Raw genomic sequence first — 15,421 nt, forward strand, 5'->3', positions numbered from 1 at the left:
CACGGAACTCACGCACCCCAACCTAAAAAAACAAGCCCAACAGAAGCTACCGGATCTGCAGTCGTACCATCAATGAGACTTGACAAAGCCCTTAGCTTCAAGAGCGGTGACTGCCGAAAAACCGGCGCCCTTTTTGAAGGCCATGTTATGCACGAAATTCTTCATCGCATCAGACGGGTCAATAGTTTCGAGGTTGAGTCCGTCAACAGTTGGCCTAGAGAACGCAACACTTAGAATCGGCTGTTCCTCCGTGTGACCTGTCGAGCTGTTGAGCACATTGTCCAGCGCCGTAACAATGACCAAGTCATCCGGGAGGATTGCCAACAACTCTCGCCCTACTCGCAAGGCGCAGCTGCACACGTAGTCTTGGTGAAGCTCGTTGTACCGTCCAGCGGGCATCGCTTTGCTCGACAGCTTGCCGCTTTTAAGCAGAGACTTTATTTCGGTTGGAATCACGCCGGAGCCATGGATAGCAACCTTCGCTTCCAGGATACCTGCCTCATGAACAACCATCTGAATGCCTGAGCCGAGGTGTGAAATTTCTGCGAACGACTCAATGGCTTCGATGGCGTCTAGCTTGGCCTGATGGTCACCATCAAGGATGCGGATCGCAATATCTCTTTCTTCCGCCCATTCGGAATGGGCACTTTTCCATTCCTTAAACTGTGCCTGATATTGCTTTTCGTCGTCCACCCGCGCAGAGCCAATTTTGCCTTGCAAAGCTGCGCGTTGACGAGCCTCTCGCTTAAAGAGCCGCACCCAGAAATTGGGGTGATAGGTAGCAGCCGCATGCGTAGCTTCTTGCTCAAGAGTATCGCTCTTGAACGGCTGTCTCGGTTCGGGATTGGAAAGAAGGCGCTCCCATTTCACAGGCTGAGCACATTCCTTGTGCATCGAAAGGAGGATATCAATGTGATTTTCGTACACCTCAACTTCATACGCTGCTTGCTCCAGCGATTGCATCTTTGCGTAATCATTGCGTCGCTTCTCAAGCTCACGCTGCCGTCGATGAGCGTTGCGCTCAGATCGCCGTGCAGACGCTTGCAGCGAACGTACAGTCCCTTTCCAACCCATCACAACTCTCCCTGGCGTTCGTGTGGTAGCACATTAACATAGCCAGTAGGTCAGCCTGAATCATGCGAGCATTTGGAAGCTGTTGTAGTGGTCACCCGTAATACAGGCCAACTACACCGCTTGTCCTCTGTCAGCACAGTGAGATACCGATTCGACAGTGGCTCATGCCAACTGCCTCAAACGTGTTCCAATTTTTACCATCCCGCGATATGCGTAGTGTTTTTTCGTCACCTCGCAGAAAATGCCCCTCAACAACCATATCGATCCTATCGATGTAAATCGAATGGGGAGGTGAGACTTTAAGCTGCAAGGCAATATCGCCGGGGCCACGACGAATAGTTATTTGAGGACCAACGACTTCTACGTCCCAGCTTTCATCCCCTGCAAACCATTCGTTATCTACTATCTTTAAGGTTGTTGCGCCGCTCGAGTCCGCAAGGAAACCCGAAAGAAGAACCGGTCCACCTTCTTCTTTGGGTGGGGAAAACGAGAGCAGATCCACGCCGCATATTTGTAAAAGAACCCCGCAGTCATAAAACGTTACGCCTGCAAGAATAACTTCTACTGGCTCTGGCCCAAAATCAAACATCTCAGAAGCGAATCCCTCTTGTTTGCACTTTGGATTTAAATTTGCCCTTGCAACTGTTTCGGCAGATAGAGTGCCGCGCGCTCTCTTCTGATTGCACTGCATGCATAGAAGGGTCATCCCATCAGGATTGTGAGCCGTCGCGTCTCTGAAGTCCGGAGCGAAGTGTTCGTAATCGTAGTAGGCAAGACCACATATCACGCATCCGAAACCACACCTACTTCGTATTTCGCGCTTAACAGCAGCAGGCACAGTTCTGCCCAGCCCATGTCTATTGACGTTCGCCATACCAGTACCCTCTTGGATGATCGATCAACTGTAGTCAATCTCTAGCATCACCTCCCCAACTCTACTCCAACGCAAGGGCGTGACCCGGCGCTGTCGCTGCACTAGTAAAAGCAAGCCGGTAAGGATGGGCAACGGATTGCAGGCCATGCGAGCGAGGGAATGACCAAAAAACTAACAGCGAGATCATGAGGAAATAATCTGGTCCGAGGCGGTTCCAGATTTGAATATCAGCAAAAACACCGGGTAGTTTTGCGCAGGATCGATTAGGAGGCGGATTCACATCCGCCGTCCTCTCACACCACCGTACGCACGGTTCCGTATACGGAGGTTCAAGCCATGCAGCTAAGCCGGTTTATTGTATTCAGTACTGAGACCAGACTAAGGTTGCCCCATCGTTTCTTGGGGAGCGCCTGATTAACATGTGATGCGCTCGAATTCCACCATGGGGCCTCACCCGTTGAAGGCTGACTTGCACGCTCCTCACTAAATCCTATGCGCATCAGATTGCGAGCCCTCGCCGGGGGCTGCTTCAATTGGCGCCAGATGATGCAGCGCAGTTTATGACGCACCTAGCCATCAAGCCCCTCAATAGGACGCTTGCTCTGCCCAAGCTTGAAGTAGCCCGCCCACCAACGTAGCACCGGGTTGATCGGCTCAATGACATTCGTCATCTTGTGGCCCCGCGCTTCGCGAAGCAGCGCTCTGAGCCGGGTATGCAAGCGATTCAGGCTCATAAAAGCCACTCTCAGCTCCGGCTGTTTGTGCCAGCTCATCCCATAACCCAAGTAATCACAGGTCCAAGGCAGATCAAGTTCCAGGCACCAGCGGTGGCCCGCTTCTAAGTGGTCACGGGCTTGCTCTATGGCTTGATGAACGCTTCTGCCCGGACGAAATCCGTAGCTTTAATCCGAGAACAAAGGGTCGAAGATTAGCGTGAGCGGTTGCAGCAACGCCTGTTGGATCAAGCGATCCATGACACTGGGTATATCCAGTTGCCGTATTCCACCCTTGGGTTTGGGAATTTCGACGGCGCGTACACCTTGCGGGTGATACTCGCCGGCCAGCAGCCGAGCCTTGAGGATCGGCCAATGCTGTTTCACGTAGCCCACCAACTGGTCGACCGTCATGCTGTCGGCTCCCGGCGCGCCCTTGTTGCTGACCACGCGTTTATACGCAAGCTTAAGGTTGGCGGGTGTGTAGAGGACTTTCACCTCCAAGTCACCAGAGTGACCATCCCAGCCAAACTGGTTGCGCTTGCACGCAACGCGCAATGCCTGGCGCACCATAAAAAAGCCTCGCGAACGCTAGGCTGGAAAGATCGGTAGATTGCTCTACCAGGACGTGCTGATCTGGGTAGAATTGTGTCAACCGCGAAAATTACTAATGGAGTAGTACTCAAAAATGAGATGGGAAACGATAAAAAAGATCGCCCGTAATGGGTATGTCATAGCGGGGGGAATTATTACTCTCATCGGCAGTATCGCAACGGTTTATGGAGTCGCTCATCCCTCAGGGACTGAACACAACTCCAACTTTCTCGGGCGCTGGGAAAGCAAATACCAATATCCAGTTCCTGGCGGAACTGTTGCCTTCAACGGCATCACTGAATACTTCCGTAACGGGCGATACAATGTGAGAGGAACCCTCAAGATATCAAGTGACGCATCCGACAAACCATATTCTGCTGTATTGATTTCAAAAGGCTCAGGTATCTGGATGGCTGACGACCAGTTTCTAACCCTCACATTGACAGGCTTACACACTGAACCGGCTAGCTTCATAATCGGCGAGCAAAGCGGATATTCACTCCCTGACATGAATAAGCGATATGTTCCTGGCAGTTCAGATGAGTACCAGATCTTGTCCCAAGAGCGGCAAAAAATCGTGCTACAAGGAAAGGACCCTTTTGGAAATCCATTCAAGATTGTCAGTTCTAAAACTCGATGAGCCGCGCGGACAGTCTAGAAAATGCCTGACCGTTGAAAGGCCAACGGCTATAGCCCTGTCATCTGCGCCAGCGTCAGTTGCGATCAAGCTGGGGCTCCGCAAAATGCTACACGCTCAAACCACCCTCACGAAACAGCTTGGCCCGAACCGGGCCGATGGCCTTGTCCTGAAAAGTCGAAGGCTGCTGCTGGATTCGGCCTGGAAGAAAGCGCGGGTGATAGCGGCGAAACTCTGGCAGGAGGAAAATCTCCTCTTCGCTCAGCCAACTTATGCATTCATGAGGATTCACGACCTCAAGCACACGTTAGGACGCCGGGTGCGCGTCAGGCGTAACCCAAGAAGATCGCAAGGCTCTACGTGGAAACAAAAACGGCAGCATCACCACTCGCTACTAGGACGCAGAGCTTGCGTACTCGACTGGAGCTGCGAACAGGGTACCAGCAACCGATTCGCGAGGAAGGTACTGACAATTTTGAAGACGAAGCAGGCGTGAAAATTAGAGAAGTCACGCAAATGTCACGCGCATGAAAAAGGCCAATGCTGTGAACATTGGCCTAAGTCATTGAAAAATATGGTCGGGACGGAGTGATTCGAACACTCGACCCCTAGCACCCCATGCTAGTGCGCTACCGGACTGCGCTACGCCCCGACTAGGCGTGTTACTGGGTTTGCTTCGCAACGAAGCGAACCGGAATATACCGCAAGCTTTTGAAATGTGGAAGTATTTTAAAAGCTGCAGTTATTTCTTCAGAACCACCAGCACATCTTCGAGTTCGGAGATCATCTGACGGATCATTTGTTTGTATTGGGTGGTGTCGTCTTTGGCTTCATCACCGGACATACGCTGGCGTGCGCCGCTGATGGTAAAACCCTGGTCGTACAACAACGCGCGGATCTGCCGGATCATCAGCACATCCTGGCGCTGATAATACCGACGGTTCCCGGTGCGTTTGACGGGGTTGAGTTGAGGAAACTCCTGCTCCCAGTAGCGCAGCACGTGCGGTTTTACCGCGCACAGCTCGCTGACTTCACCAATGGTGAAGTAGCGTTTGCCCGGGATGACGGGTAGCTCGTCGTTATGACTTGGTTCCAGCATAAGCCTCAACTCGGGCCTTCAACTTCTGCCCTGGACGAAAGGTGACCACACGGCGAGCCGTGATCGGGATTTCTTCTCCCGTTTTTGGATTGCGGCCAGGCCGCTGGCGTTTGTCCCGCAGGTCAAAATTGCCGAAACCGGATAATTTGACCTGTTCGTTGTCTTCCAGAGCGTGCCTGATTTCTTCAAAAAACAGCTCGACCAATTCCTTGGCTTCGCGTTTGTTCAGACCCAGCTCTTCGTACAGACGTTCCGCCATCTCAGCTTTCGTCAAAGCCCCCATACGTCACTTCCTTAACGTGGCGTTTAACCTTTGTTCGAGCGAGGTGAGGATATTTTGCGTCGTGGTATTCACCTCATCGTCGTTAAGAGTGCGCGATGGATGCTGCCAGGTCAAGCCGACTGCAAGGCTTTTTCTATGCGGATCAATGCCTTTACCCTGATAGACGTCAAATAGCCTGAGGTCTGTCAGCCATTCCCCTGCATTTTCACGGATTACCTCCAGAACAGCAGTGGCGGCGACGTCACGGTCGGCGATCAGGGCCAGGTCGCGACGCACTTCCGGAAAGCGCGACAACTCGCTGAACTTAGGCATCTTGCCCGAAGCAACTTCAGCCAATACCAGCTCAAACACGAACACCGGACGGTCCAGACCGAGGGTTTTCGACAGCTCCGGGTGAATGGCGCCGACGAAGCCCACCAGGCGACCTTCGCGTTCGATACGCGCGGTCTGGCCTGGGTGCAAGGCGGGGTGGCTGCCCGGCACAAACGTGAAGTCATGCAGTGCACCGGCAAAACCCAATACCGCTTCCACGTCAGCTTTAACGTCGAAGAAGTCCACCGCATCGCGACCCTGAGCCCAGCCTTCGGGCAGGCGGCTACCGCACACCACGCCAGCCAGCATCGGTTCTTGCTGCAAGCCGTCGAGTTGGCCGACGAAACGCAGGCCGCTTTCGAACATGCGCACGCGATCTTGCTGACGGTTCAGGTTGTGCGAAAGTGCTTTGACCAAGCCTGGCCACAGCGACGAACGCATGGCCGCCATGTCGTTGGAGATCGGGTTGGCCAACAGCAGCGGCTCAACGCCGGGGTTGAACAGCTCGAACTGCTTCGGATCGATGAAGCTGTAGGTCACCGCTTCCTGGTAACCACGCGCAACCAGCAGGCGACGCAGTTCCGGCAGGTGCGCACGCGCTTCTGCTTTGGGTTGCGGCGCCAGGCGCGCTTGCGGGTAACGGACCGGCAAACGGTTGTAGCCGTACAGGCGGGCCAGCTCTTCGATCAGGTCGACTTCCAGGCTGATATCGAAGCGATGGCTTGGCACTTCAACGTGCCATTGCCCGGCGCCGTCAGCAGAAATGCCGAGGCCGAGTGCCGACAGCAGTTGCTCGATTTCAGCAGGCGCGATGACCAGGCCAAGCATTTGCTCAACGGCTTTGGCACGCAGGGTGATCGGTGCAACCGACGGCAGGTACTGCTCGTTGACGGTTTCGCTGATCGGGCCGGCTTCGCCACCGGTGATTTCCAGCAGCAGGCCAGTGGCGCGCTCCATGGCTTCACGGGCCAATTGCCAGTCCACGCCACGCTCGTAGCGGTGCGAGGCGTCGGTGTGCAGGCCGTAGGAGCGGGCTTTGCCGGCGATGGCGATCTGATCGAAGAACGCGCTTTCGAGAAAAATGTCACGGGTGGTTGCGGACACGCCGCTGTGCTCGCCACCCATCACGCCGGCAATCGCCAGGGCGCGGGAATGGTCCGCGATCACCAGGGTGTCGGCGCGCAGGCTGACTTCCTGGCCGTCGAGCAGCACCAGCTTCTCGCCTTCCTCGGCCATGCGTACGCGGATACCGCCGTTGATTTCGGCGAGATCAAAGGCGTGCAGCGGTTGGCCCAGCTCCAGCATCACGTAATTGGTGATGTCGACAGCGGCGTCAATGCTGCGCACGTCCGCGCGACGCAGACGCTCAACCATCCACAGCGGGGTTGGCTGGCTCAGGTCGACATTTCGGATCACACGGCCCAAGTAACGTGGGCAAGCGTTGGGCGCCAACACGTCGACCGGGCGCACTTCATCGTGCACCACAGCCACCGCGGCAACCACCGGGCGCGTAACCGGAGCGTCGTACAACGCGCCGACTTCACGCGCCAGGCCCGCCAGGGACAGGCAATCGCCGCGGTTCGGGGTCAGGTCAACCTCGATGCTCGCGTCTTCCAGTTCCAGGTAAACGCGGATGTCCTGGCCCACTGGCGCGTCGGCCGGCAGTTCCATCAGGCCATCATTGCCCTCGCCCACCTGCAGCTCGGCCTGGGAACACAACATGCCGTTGGACTCGACGCCGCGCAGCTTGGCCTTCTTGATTTTGAAGTCGCCCGGCAGCTCGGCACCGATCATTGCGAACGGGATTTTCAGGCCCGGGCGCACGTTGGGCGCTCCGCACACGACCTGAAAGGTCTCCGCGCCGTTGCTGACCTGGCATACGCGCAATTTATCGGCATCCGGGTGCTGCTCGGTGCTCAGCACCTCGCCCACTACCACGCCACTGAAAACACCGGCGGCCGGCGTAACGCTATCGACCTCAAGGCCGGCCATCGACAGACGCGCAACCAGCTCGTCGCGACTTACCTGCGGGCTTACCCAGCCACGCAGCCATTGTTCACTGAATTTCATCCTGCTCTCCTAAAGATCCGTTACGACTAGCGAAATTGCGCGAGGAACCGCAAGTCGTTGTCGAAGAACAGACGCAAGTCGTTCACGCCGTAACGCAGCATGGCCAGACGCTCAACGCCCATGCCGAAGGCAAAGCCCGAGAATTCTTCCGGGTCGATCCCGGACATACGCAACACGTTGGGGTGAACCATGCCGCAACCCATTACTTCCAGCCAGCCGGTCTGTTTGCAGACGCGGCAGCCTTTACCGCTGCACATCACGCATTCCATATCGACTTCAGCGGAAGGCTCGGTGAACGGGAAGAACGAGGGACGAAAACGCACCGCCAGCTCTTTCTCGAAAAACACCCGCAGGAACTCTTCGATGGTGCCTTTGAGGTCAGCGAAGTTGATGTCGCGATCAACCAGCAGGCCTTCAACCTGATGGAACATCGGCGAGTGGGTAATATCGGAGTCGCTACGGTACACACGGCCTGGGCAGACAATGCGGATCGGCGGCTTGTTCGCTTCCATGGTGCGAACCTGTACCGGCGAGGTATGGGTGCGCAATAACATGTTGGCGTTGAAATAGAAGGTGTCGTGCATCGACCGGGCCGGGTGATGGCCTGGGATGTTGAGCGCCTCGAAGTTGTGATAGTCGTCTTCGACCTCAGGGCCTTCGGCAATGCCGTAGCCAATGTGGGTGAAGAACTGCTCGATACGCTCCAGCGTCCGGGTGATCGGATGCAGGCCGCCCGAGGCTTGGCCACGGCCAGGCAGGGTCACGTCAATGGACTCGGCGGCGAGCTTGGCCGCAAGATCGGCCTCCTCGAGCGACGCCTTGCGCGCATTAAGAACCTCTGTGACACGCTCCTTGGCGACGTTGATCAGCGCGCCGACTTGCGGGCGCTCTTCGGCCGGCAAATTCCCCAGGGTCTTCATCACCTGAGTCAATTCACCCTTTTTGCCAAGGTAGTGAACCCGGATTTGCTCCAGGGCATTGATATCTTCAGCGCTTTGCACAGCCTCAAGGGCTTGAGCGACGAGCGCGTCGAGGTTTTCCATGTACAGACTCCAGATACAAAATAGGGGAAGAGCTTGAAGGCTCTTCCCCTATTTATGACGTTTACCATCGTGGGCTACAGGAGCAGCCCACGGTGACTGTCGGGGGTACTTAAGCCAAGGTGGCTTTAGCTTTCTCGACAATCGCAGCAAACACCGCTTTATCGTTCACGGCCAGTTCAGCCAGAACCTTACGGTCGATTTCGATGGACGCTTTTTTCAGGCCAGCGATGAAACGGCTGTAGGACAGACCGTTAACACGTGCACCAGCGTTGATACGAGCGATCCACAGAGCGCGGAACTGACGTTTTTTCTGACGACGGTCACGGTAGGCGTATTGGCCTGCCTTGATTACCGCTTGCTTGGCAACACGGAATACGCGTGAGCGTGCGCCGTAGTAGCCTTTAGCGAGTTTCAGAATTTTTTTGTGACGTTTACGGGCAATGACGCCACGCTTTACACGAGCCATGAGTTACTTCCTCTATCTTGATCCAAAAATTAACGAAGGCGCAGCATGCGCTCGACTTTTGCCACGTCAGACGGATGCAGCAAGCTGCTACCGCGCAGTTGACGCTTACGCTTGGTCGACATTTTGGTCAGGATGTGGCTCTTGAAAGCGTGCTTGTGCTTGATACCGTTAGCAGTTTTCAGAAACCGCTTAGCAGCACCACTTTTAGTCTTCATCTTTGGCATGTTCGGATACTCCGCATTCAGTTGATAAACATAATCAGAAGGCCTGCCGTGCCCTGATGATTACTTCTTCTTTTTCGGGGCGATGACCATAATCAGCTGGCGTCCTTCCATCTTAGGATGCTGTTCGACCGAACCGTACTCGAGCAGGTCACCTTCAACCCGCTTGAGGAGTTCCATCCCCAGCTCCTGGTGGGCCATCTCACGGCCGCGGAATCGCAAGGATACCTTGGCCCTGTCCCCATCACTCAGGAAACGTACCAGGTTGCGCAGTTTTACCTGGTAATCCCCTTCCTCCGTCCCTGGACGAAACTTGATTTCTTTTACTTGAATCTGCTTCTGGTTCTTCTTCGCTGCGGCAACCTGTTTCTTCTTTTCGAAGATCGATTTGCCGTAGTCCATCACCCGACAAACAGGTGGGATTGCATCGGCGGAAATTTCCACCAGGTCCAATTTGGACTCTTCAGCAATACGAAGCGCTTCATCAATCGAGACGATGCCAATCTGCTCGCCGTCAGCGCCAATTAACCGAACCTCGCGTGCCGAGATATTCTCGTTGATCGGGGCTTTCGGTGCAGCTCGTTTATCTTGTCTCATTTCACGCTTAATAATAATTACTCCGAATCTGGGCGACCACGCCGGGAAACCGCTTGCGCGAGGAACTCAGCGAACTGGGCGACGGGCATAGAGCCCAGGTCAGCACCTTCACGAGTACGCACAGCGACAGTCTGCATCTCGACTTCCCGATCTCCGATAACCAAAAGATAGGGAACCTTGAGCAAAGTATGCTCACGGATTTTAAAGCCGATCTTTTCATTTCTCAAGTCGGACTTGGCACGAAAACCGCTTTCGTTGAGAGTTTTTTCAACTTCAGCCGCAAAATCTGCCTGTTTATCAGTGATGTTCATGATCACTGCCTGGGTCGGAGCAAGCCACGCAGGGAATGCACCCTCGTAGTGCTCGATCAGGATACCGACGAACCGTTCAAACGAGCCAAGGATCGCCCGGTGCAGCATAACCGGGTGCTTACGGCTGTTATCTTCGGAGACGTATTCGGCCCCCAAACGGATCGGCAGGTTAAAATCGAGCTGCAAAGTACCACATTGCCAGACACGACCAAGACAATCTTTCAGCGAGAACTCGATTTTTGGACCGTAGAAGGCGCCCTCGCCCGGCTGCAGATCGTACGCAAGGCCCGCGCTATCAAGCGCTGCGGCCAATGCAGCTTCGGCGCGATCCCATAGCTCGTCGGAACCGACACGTTTTTCCGGACGAGTGGACAGCTTCATTTCGACTTCGGTGAAGCCGAAATCGCGGTACACGTCCATGGTCAGTTTGATAAACGCAGCCGACTCGGCCTGCATCTGCTCTTCTGTGCAGAAGATGTGGGCGTCATCCTGCGTAAAGCCACGCACACGCATGATGCCGTGCAGTGCACCGGACGGCTCGTTACGGTGGCAGGCACCGAACTCGGCCAGACGCAGCGGCAACTCGCGGTAGCTCTTCAGGCCCTGATTGAATACCTGCACGTGGCACGGGCAGTTCATCGGCTTGATGGCGTAGTCGCGGTTTTCCGACTGGGTGGTGAACATGTTGTCGGCGTAGTTGGCCCAGTGCCCGGATTTCTCCCAGAGGCTGCGGTCAACAACCTGCGGAGTTTTGATCTCCAGGTAGCCGTTGTCACGCTGAACCTTGCGCATGTACTGCTCAAGCACTTGGTACAGGGTCCAGCCGTTCGGGTGCCAGAACACCATGCCCGGCGCTTCTTCCTGAAGGTGGAACAGGTTCAGGCGCTTGCCGATTTTACGGTGGTCGCGCTTTTCGGCTTCTTCGATGCGCTGCACATAAGCAGCCAGTTGCTTTTTATCCGCCCAGGCAGTGCCGTAGATCCGCTGCAACTGCTCGTTCTTCGCGTCGCCGCGCCAGTAGGCACCGGACAACTTGGTCAGCTTGAACGACTTGAGGAAGCGCGTATTCGGCACGTGCGGGCCACGGCACATGTCGACGTATTCTTCGTGGTAATACAGGCCCATGGCCTGCTCGTCCGGCATGTCTTCGACCAGGCGCAATTTGTAGTCTTCACCACGCGCGGTGAACACGTCGATCACTTCAGCGCGCGGCGTGACCTTCTTGATGACGTCGTAATCTTTTTCGATCAGCGCGTGCATGCGCGCCTCGATAGCGGCCATGTCGTCCGGAGTAAAAGGACGCTCATAGGCGATATCGTAATAGAAGCCTTCATCAATGACCGGGCCGATCACCATTTTCGCCGTCGGGTACAACTGTTTGACCGCGTGGCCAATCAGGTGCGCGCAGGAGTGGCGAATGATCTCGAGCCCCTCTTGATCCTTGGGCGTGATGATTTGCAGGCTGGCGTCACCGGTGATCAGGTCACTGGCGTCAACCAGCTTGCCGTCGACCTTGCCGGCCACGGTGGCTTTGGCCAGGCCTGCACCAATGGATGCGGCGACCTCGGCTACAGAAACCGAATGATCGAATGAACGTTGACTGCCATCGGGAAGAGTAATAGTTGGCATGGCGCCTCCTCTCCTAGTGGTGACCCCTACCAAAGGTCACGTGGGTTGGGATGAGCCAGTACAAGATCCAATACCAGGCCGTTCAATGCTGAACGCCTGCCTTACAGCGGCAGGAGCCTTTCGGCCAACCGATAATCGAACCAGAGTGACTGGAGTGAACTCAAAAATGGCAAGGCGGCAATTGGCGCACCTGGAAAAAGCCAAGCGCAGGATGCTAGCACAGATGAACGGTCATCGCGCCGGTGCCGGCACGCGTAAATACAAATTCACGCTTTTATAGCGGCTAAAGTGAACTTGGGCTGTACGCCACGCCTCAAACGCACCGAGAATCGCCGTTCGTCCTCGACCCAAAGGAGCATCCACATGATGCGTTTTACCTCGACCCTCGCTCTCGCCGCTTCCCTGGCATTCCTGTCCCTCGGCGCCCAAGCTGCTGCGCCATCGAACTGGCCGGACGGCGCCCGTGACAGCTTCGTCAAAGATTGCAGTGCGGCCGCCAGCCAGAACGTTGACGCCAAAACTGCCAAAGATCACTGTGAATGCGGCGCCGACAAGATCAACGCTGAATTGAGCACTGCAGAGATCAAAGAGCTCATGACCAACCAGAATGCCAGCCAAGAGCTCAAGACCAAAGCGGTCACGGCGATTTCTTCCTGCAAAGTCGTGAAGAAAAAGTAATGAAGGCCGCTGATCCGACCGCCGGATTGCGTGAAAAACGCGGTTAAAACTGCTATTTCTCACAAATTACGCAGCTTTTACGGCTTTTTTTATCAGCTGATATTTCGTGCCAAAGCCCCGTAGATCGGGGCTTTCAGCCAGCTGAAGGACTAAACGCAACGCTATTGATTAGCAAACAGTGCCTTGGGGGGGCTCCCAAGTCGAACATTTCGACTATGATACCCCGGTGTGCCCAGTTGGCCTGAGCAGCACAGCACTACTGAAAATATATGTTTCTTGGAGATACACCATGTCTAATCGCCAAAACGGCACCGTTAAATGGTTCAACGATGAAAAAGGCTTCGGCTTCATCACTCCTACAGGTGGCGGTGACGACCTGTTCGTACACTTCAAAGCTATCGAAAGCGACGGTTTCAAAAGCCTGAAAGAAGGCCAAACCGTTTCCTTCGTGGCTGAGAAAGGCCAAAAGGGTATGCAAGCTGCACAGGTTCGCGCTGAGTAATCTGCGCTGAGCTAAAAAAAACCCCGTCCATGTGACGGGGTTTTTTATGCGCATTAGAAAAGCCGGCGGGCTATCAGCCGCAATTGACTCGCGTAATCACCAGGTTGTCGTCGGTGTTCAGGTTCAGGCGGTCGGAGCGGTATTCCAGCGTGACCATATCGTTGGGCTTGAGGATTCTTGCGTTCTGCGCACCGGCACGCGTACGCGCCTGATCCAGCAATTGGGGCGAGGCCTTCTGGCCCACGGCGAACTCGGCGGCTTTCGATTCACAGCGGCTATAGGCTGCGTCAGCAACGGCGGCCTCTTTGCCTTGCGCTGGAGCGCCCGGAGTGCTGCAACCCGCCAACGCGAGTGCCGCCAACAGAGTACCGAATGATGCGAGCTTCCAAGGCATGAAGCCTCCTATGTAAAAAAATGGACAGAGATCGTGCGACAGCATCAAGGCGGATAGGTTTCAAGACGTAAATCGCCAAGCGGCCAGTCTGCCTGACTCAAGACGCGCATTCGCCCAGGCAATCGTCACCAGATATGAACGTATTCAGTAGACGTCGATGTAGTCAAACGGCGGGTCTGGCCAGTTTTGCTTGAGCGCATTAAAAATCTGCATCACCCAGACTTCATCGCTGGCCGCTACGTTGCCCACATAACCAGAGCCTTTAGCCCAGGTTTCCAGGCGAAAAAGCAGGCCGTCGATGTCCACACCGCCTACGGCTTTGCCGGAGGATATAGAGGCGATACCGGCCTTGGTCACGCGTAATTGGGTGTGTTCGTCGTCACTCGCACTGGCGAGCAATTGACGAACAGCCTCCAGCGTCAGGCCATCGGGGTTGTTCAAGTCGATCTGCACGCGGTGGTCCCCGGCAATTAAGATGGCGAACAGTGTCGCACAGCGTGTGCCTCATTTCGAAGCACCTGCGGCCTAAGTAGCAGTGCCAAACACGCCGCAAAAATGCTTAACTGCGCCGGCAAGAACCGCGTTTCAGCGCACTACACAGTAATTCAGCCCCGCGAGCCCACACCATGAGCACCGTAACCCTGCAAGCCGACATCAAAGCCAAGTGGCCTCAAGGACAGGGCTCTTACAGCCCTGGAAGCCCGGAAGAGTTGGCAATCATCGGCATCGACTTGCTGGTCAAAGAGATGGGCACCCAAGCCGCGCAGGCCTTCATCGGCCAGGTATTCGAAAAATACCCGGCCGATCATATGGGCGCTCACAACCCCGAGCGCGAATAAGAACCGGCCGGCGAACGCCGACCGGCAAGCACATTACTTCAGACGCGCGAGGCGCTCGGTCAGCAGATCGAAGAAGCCTTGGGCATTGCCGTTCTCAACCCAGAACGCGTTCTTCGGTTGTTTCAGGCCATCGTACCAATCCACGATGGTCTGGCCGAAGGTCGGGCCTTCGCGGCTGTCGACGACCACGTTAACTTCACGGCCACTGAACAGCTCAGGCTTGAGCAGGTAGGCAATCACAGTGGCATCGTGTACCGGGCCGCCGGGGATGCCGTAGTGTTCCATATCGCCTTTTACGTATTCATTGAGAATACTGCTGACGACCTTGCTGGCGTTGTTATTGAGGTCGGCGATCTTTTTCAGGCGCGCGTCACTGGTCAGCACCTTATGGGTCACGTCCAGTGGCAGGTAGGTCAGCTTGACGCCACTTTTCAGCACGATCTCGGCCGCAACCGGGTCAGCGAACAGATTAAACTCGGCCACCGGCGTGATATTGCCGCCATTGAAGTGCGCGCCGCCCATCACCACCACTTCCTTGATGCCTTGGGTGATTTCCGGCGCTTGGGTGAGTGCCAGTGCGAGGTTGGTCTGCGGGCCGAGCATGGCGATGGTGATGCTGTGCGGCTTGGCGGTGCTCAGGGTTTTGATCAAGTAATCAACCGCATTGCCTTCGGCCAGGGCTTTTTTCGGCTCGTGCACGGTGACGCCGGAGATACCTTCCTTGCCGTGAATATTCTCGGCATAAATCGGCGTGCGCAGCAGCGGTTTTGGTGCACCGGCGTACACCGGGATGTCCTCACGCCCTGCCCACTCGCGCGCCAGGCGCGCGTTGCGGGAGGTTTTGTCGAGCCGCACATTACCGGCAACGGTGGTTAGCGCACGAATGCTCAATTCCTCTGGGGAGGCCATCGCGAACAGCAAGGCCACCACGTCATCGGCACCTGGGTCGGTGTCGATGATCAGGTCGATTTTTTCCGCCGCGTGGGCGTTGGCTGCAGTGAGCGCGGACAAAAGCAAAACACTCCGAAACAGGTTTTTCAGGGTGGGAAGACCACGTTGCATGAAACTCTCCTTGTCTTGGGAAA

Annotated in this window: 17 protein-coding genes, 1 tRNA gene and 4 pseudogenes; 6 read left to right on the forward strand and 16 right to left on the reverse strand. The window is 55.6% G+C overall.

The annotated features are described in order from the left end of the window. Positions 1-69: 69 nt before the first annotated feature. Both ACOZK9_RS03420 and ACOZK9_RS03425 read right to left on the reverse strand, forming a co-directional pair. Positions 70-1,074: a hypothetical protein gene (locus tag ACOZK9_RS03420; RefSeq protein ID WP_152750804.1), complete on the reverse strand. Its 1,005-nt coding sequence runs from the start codon at positions 1,072-1,074 to the stop codon at positions 70-72. A gap of 130 nt (positions 1,075-1,204) precedes the next feature. Then, positions 1,205-1,948 carry a hypothetical protein gene (locus ACOZK9_RS03425; protein WP_122250432.1) on the reverse strand — a complete coding sequence of 248 codons (744 nt, stop codon included), beginning with the start codon at positions 1,946-1,948 and terminating at the stop codon, positions 1,205-1,207. Between the two features lie 108 nt (positions 1,949-2,056). On the opposite strand from ACOZK9_RS03425, the pseudogene ACOZK9_RS03430 reads away from it, so the two are divergent. After that, positions 2,057-2,195, forward strand: a pseudogene (locus ACOZK9_RS03430) (integrase); the annotation flags it as partial. 82 nt (positions 2,196-2,277) lie between these two features. On the opposite strand, the pseudogene ACOZK9_RS03435 reads toward ACOZK9_RS03430, so the two are convergent. Then, positions 2,278-3,234 (reverse strand): annotated as a pseudogene (locus ACOZK9_RS03435) (group II intron maturase-specific domain-containing protein). A 115-nt stretch (positions 3,235-3,349) separates the two neighbouring features. Here ACOZK9_RS03435 and ACOZK9_RS03440 point away from each other — a divergent pair. After that, complete coding sequence (locus ACOZK9_RS03440) at positions 3,350-3,895, forward strand: hypothetical protein (RefSeq protein WP_122250431.1); 546 nt, start codon at positions 3,350-3,352, stop codon at positions 3,893-3,895. A 47-nt stretch (positions 3,896-3,942) separates the two neighbouring features. Here the strand turns inward: ACOZK9_RS03440 and ACOZK9_RS03445 are convergent. Continuing rightward, a pseudogene (locus ACOZK9_RS03445) lies at positions 3,943-4,088 on the reverse strand (phage head morphogenesis protein); the annotation flags it as partial. On the opposite strand from ACOZK9_RS03445, the pseudogene ACOZK9_RS03450 reads away from it, so the two are divergent. Further along, a pseudogene (locus ACOZK9_RS03450) lies at positions 4,086-4,388 on the forward strand (tyrosine-type recombinase/integrase); the annotation flags it as partial. The pseudogenes ACOZK9_RS03445 and ACOZK9_RS03450 overlap by 3 nt on opposite strands. Before the next feature lie 79 nt (positions 4,389-4,467). On the opposite strand, the gene ACOZK9_RS03455 reads toward ACOZK9_RS03450, so the two are convergent. The 9 genes from ACOZK9_RS03455 to thrS form a co-directional block, all read right to left on the reverse strand. Then, a tRNA-Pro gene (locus tag ACOZK9_RS03455) sits at positions 4,468-4,544 on the reverse strand. 90 nt (positions 4,545-4,634) lie between these two features. After that, positions 4,635-4,991 (reverse strand): MerR family transcriptional regulator, encoded by a 357-nt coding sequence (locus ACOZK9_RS03460; RefSeq protein ID WP_003219935.1) that lies wholly within the window; start codon positions 4,989-4,991, stop codon positions 4,635-4,637. Next, positions 4,972-5,274 (reverse strand): integration host factor subunit alpha, encoded by a 303-nt coding sequence (gene ihfA / locus ACOZK9_RS03465; protein ID WP_002553164.1) that lies wholly within the window; start codon positions 5,272-5,274, stop codon positions 4,972-4,974. The genes ACOZK9_RS03460 and ihfA overlap by 20 nt, the downstream gene beginning before the upstream one ends. Before the next feature lie 3 nt (positions 5,275-5,277). After that, a complete protein-coding gene (pheT, locus tag ACOZK9_RS03470) occupies positions 5,278-7,656 on the reverse strand; it encodes a phenylalanine--tRNA ligase subunit beta (RefSeq protein WP_421555293.1) in 2,379 nt (792 codons plus the stop codon). 26 nt (positions 7,657-7,682) lie between these two features. Next, positions 7,683-8,699, reverse strand: coding sequence for a phenylalanine--tRNA ligase subunit alpha (pheS, locus tag ACOZK9_RS03475; protein WP_034099107.1), 1,017 nt, complete (start codon positions 8,697-8,699; stop codon positions 7,683-7,685). A 109-nt stretch (positions 8,700-8,808) separates the two neighbouring features. Then, positions 8,809-9,165 carry a 50S ribosomal protein L20 gene (rplT, locus tag ACOZK9_RS03480; protein WP_053257052.1) on the reverse strand — a complete coding sequence of 119 codons (357 nt, stop codon included), beginning with the start codon at positions 9,163-9,165 and terminating at the stop codon, positions 8,809-8,811. Positions 9,166-9,194: 29 nt separating this feature from the next. Continuing rightward, complete coding sequence (gene rpmI / locus ACOZK9_RS03485; RefSeq protein WP_002553160.1) at positions 9,195-9,389, reverse strand: 50S ribosomal protein L35; 195 nt, start codon at positions 9,387-9,389, stop codon at positions 9,195-9,197. Between the two features lie 60 nt (positions 9,390-9,449). Continuing rightward, complete coding sequence (gene infC, locus ACOZK9_RS03490) at positions 9,450-10,001, reverse strand: translation initiation factor IF-3 (protein WP_172979313.1); 552 nt, start codon at positions 9,999-10,001, stop codon at positions 9,450-9,452. Then, on the reverse strand, positions 10,001-11,923 hold the full coding sequence (gene thrS / locus ACOZK9_RS03495; protein ID WP_058412107.1) for a threonine--tRNA ligase: 1,923 nt from the start codon (positions 11,921-11,923) through the stop codon (positions 10,001-10,003). The genes infC and thrS overlap by 1 nt, the downstream gene beginning before the upstream one ends. 363 nt (positions 11,924-12,286) lie before the next feature. Here thrS and ACOZK9_RS03500 point away from each other — a divergent pair, with 363 nt between their 5' ends. Both ACOZK9_RS03500 and ACOZK9_RS03505 read left to right on the forward strand, forming a co-directional pair. Continuing rightward, a complete protein-coding gene (locus ACOZK9_RS03500; RefSeq protein ID WP_082649000.1) occupies positions 12,287-12,601 on the forward strand; it encodes a hypothetical protein in 315 nt (104 codons plus the stop codon). Between the two features lie 289 nt (positions 12,602-12,890). Next, positions 12,891-13,103 carry a cold-shock protein gene (locus ACOZK9_RS03505; protein ID WP_058412108.1) on the forward strand — a complete coding sequence of 71 codons (213 nt, stop codon included), beginning with the start codon at positions 12,891-12,893 and terminating at the stop codon, positions 13,101-13,103. Between the two features lie 73 nt (positions 13,104-13,176). On the opposite strand, the gene ACOZK9_RS03510 is transcribed toward ACOZK9_RS03505, so the two are convergent. Both ACOZK9_RS03510 and ACOZK9_RS03515 read right to left on the reverse strand, forming a co-directional pair. Then, positions 13,177-13,497 carry an I78 family peptidase inhibitor gene (locus tag ACOZK9_RS03510; protein WP_099237065.1) on the reverse strand — a complete coding sequence of 107 codons (321 nt, stop codon included), beginning with the start codon at positions 13,495-13,497 and terminating at the stop codon, positions 13,177-13,179. A 144-nt stretch (positions 13,498-13,641) separates the two neighbouring features. Continuing rightward, positions 13,642-13,950, reverse strand: coding sequence for a hypothetical protein (locus ACOZK9_RS03515; protein ID WP_058412110.1), 309 nt, complete (start codon positions 13,948-13,950; stop codon positions 13,642-13,644). 173 nt (positions 13,951-14,123) lie between these two features. Between ACOZK9_RS03515 and ACOZK9_RS03520 the strand changes: the two genes are divergently transcribed. Further along, positions 14,124-14,336, forward strand: coding sequence for a hypothetical protein (locus tag ACOZK9_RS03520; protein ID WP_058412111.1), 213 nt, complete (start codon positions 14,124-14,126; stop codon positions 14,334-14,336). A gap of 33 nt (positions 14,337-14,369) precedes the next feature. Here ACOZK9_RS03520 and ACOZK9_RS03525 read toward each other — a convergent pair whose 3' ends face one another. After that, complete coding sequence (locus ACOZK9_RS03525; RefSeq protein WP_058412112.1) at positions 14,370-15,398, reverse strand: nucleoside hydrolase; 1,029 nt, start codon at positions 15,396-15,398, stop codon at positions 14,370-14,372. Between the last annotated feature and the right edge of the window lie 23 nt (positions 15,399-15,421).

The sequence above is a fragment of the Pseudomonas kitaguniensis genome (assembly GCF_049199985.1).
In the GTDB taxonomy this organism is placed as follows: domain Bacteria; phylum Pseudomonadota; class Gammaproteobacteria; order Pseudomonadales; family Pseudomonadaceae; genus Aquipseudomonas; species Aquipseudomonas kitaguniensis.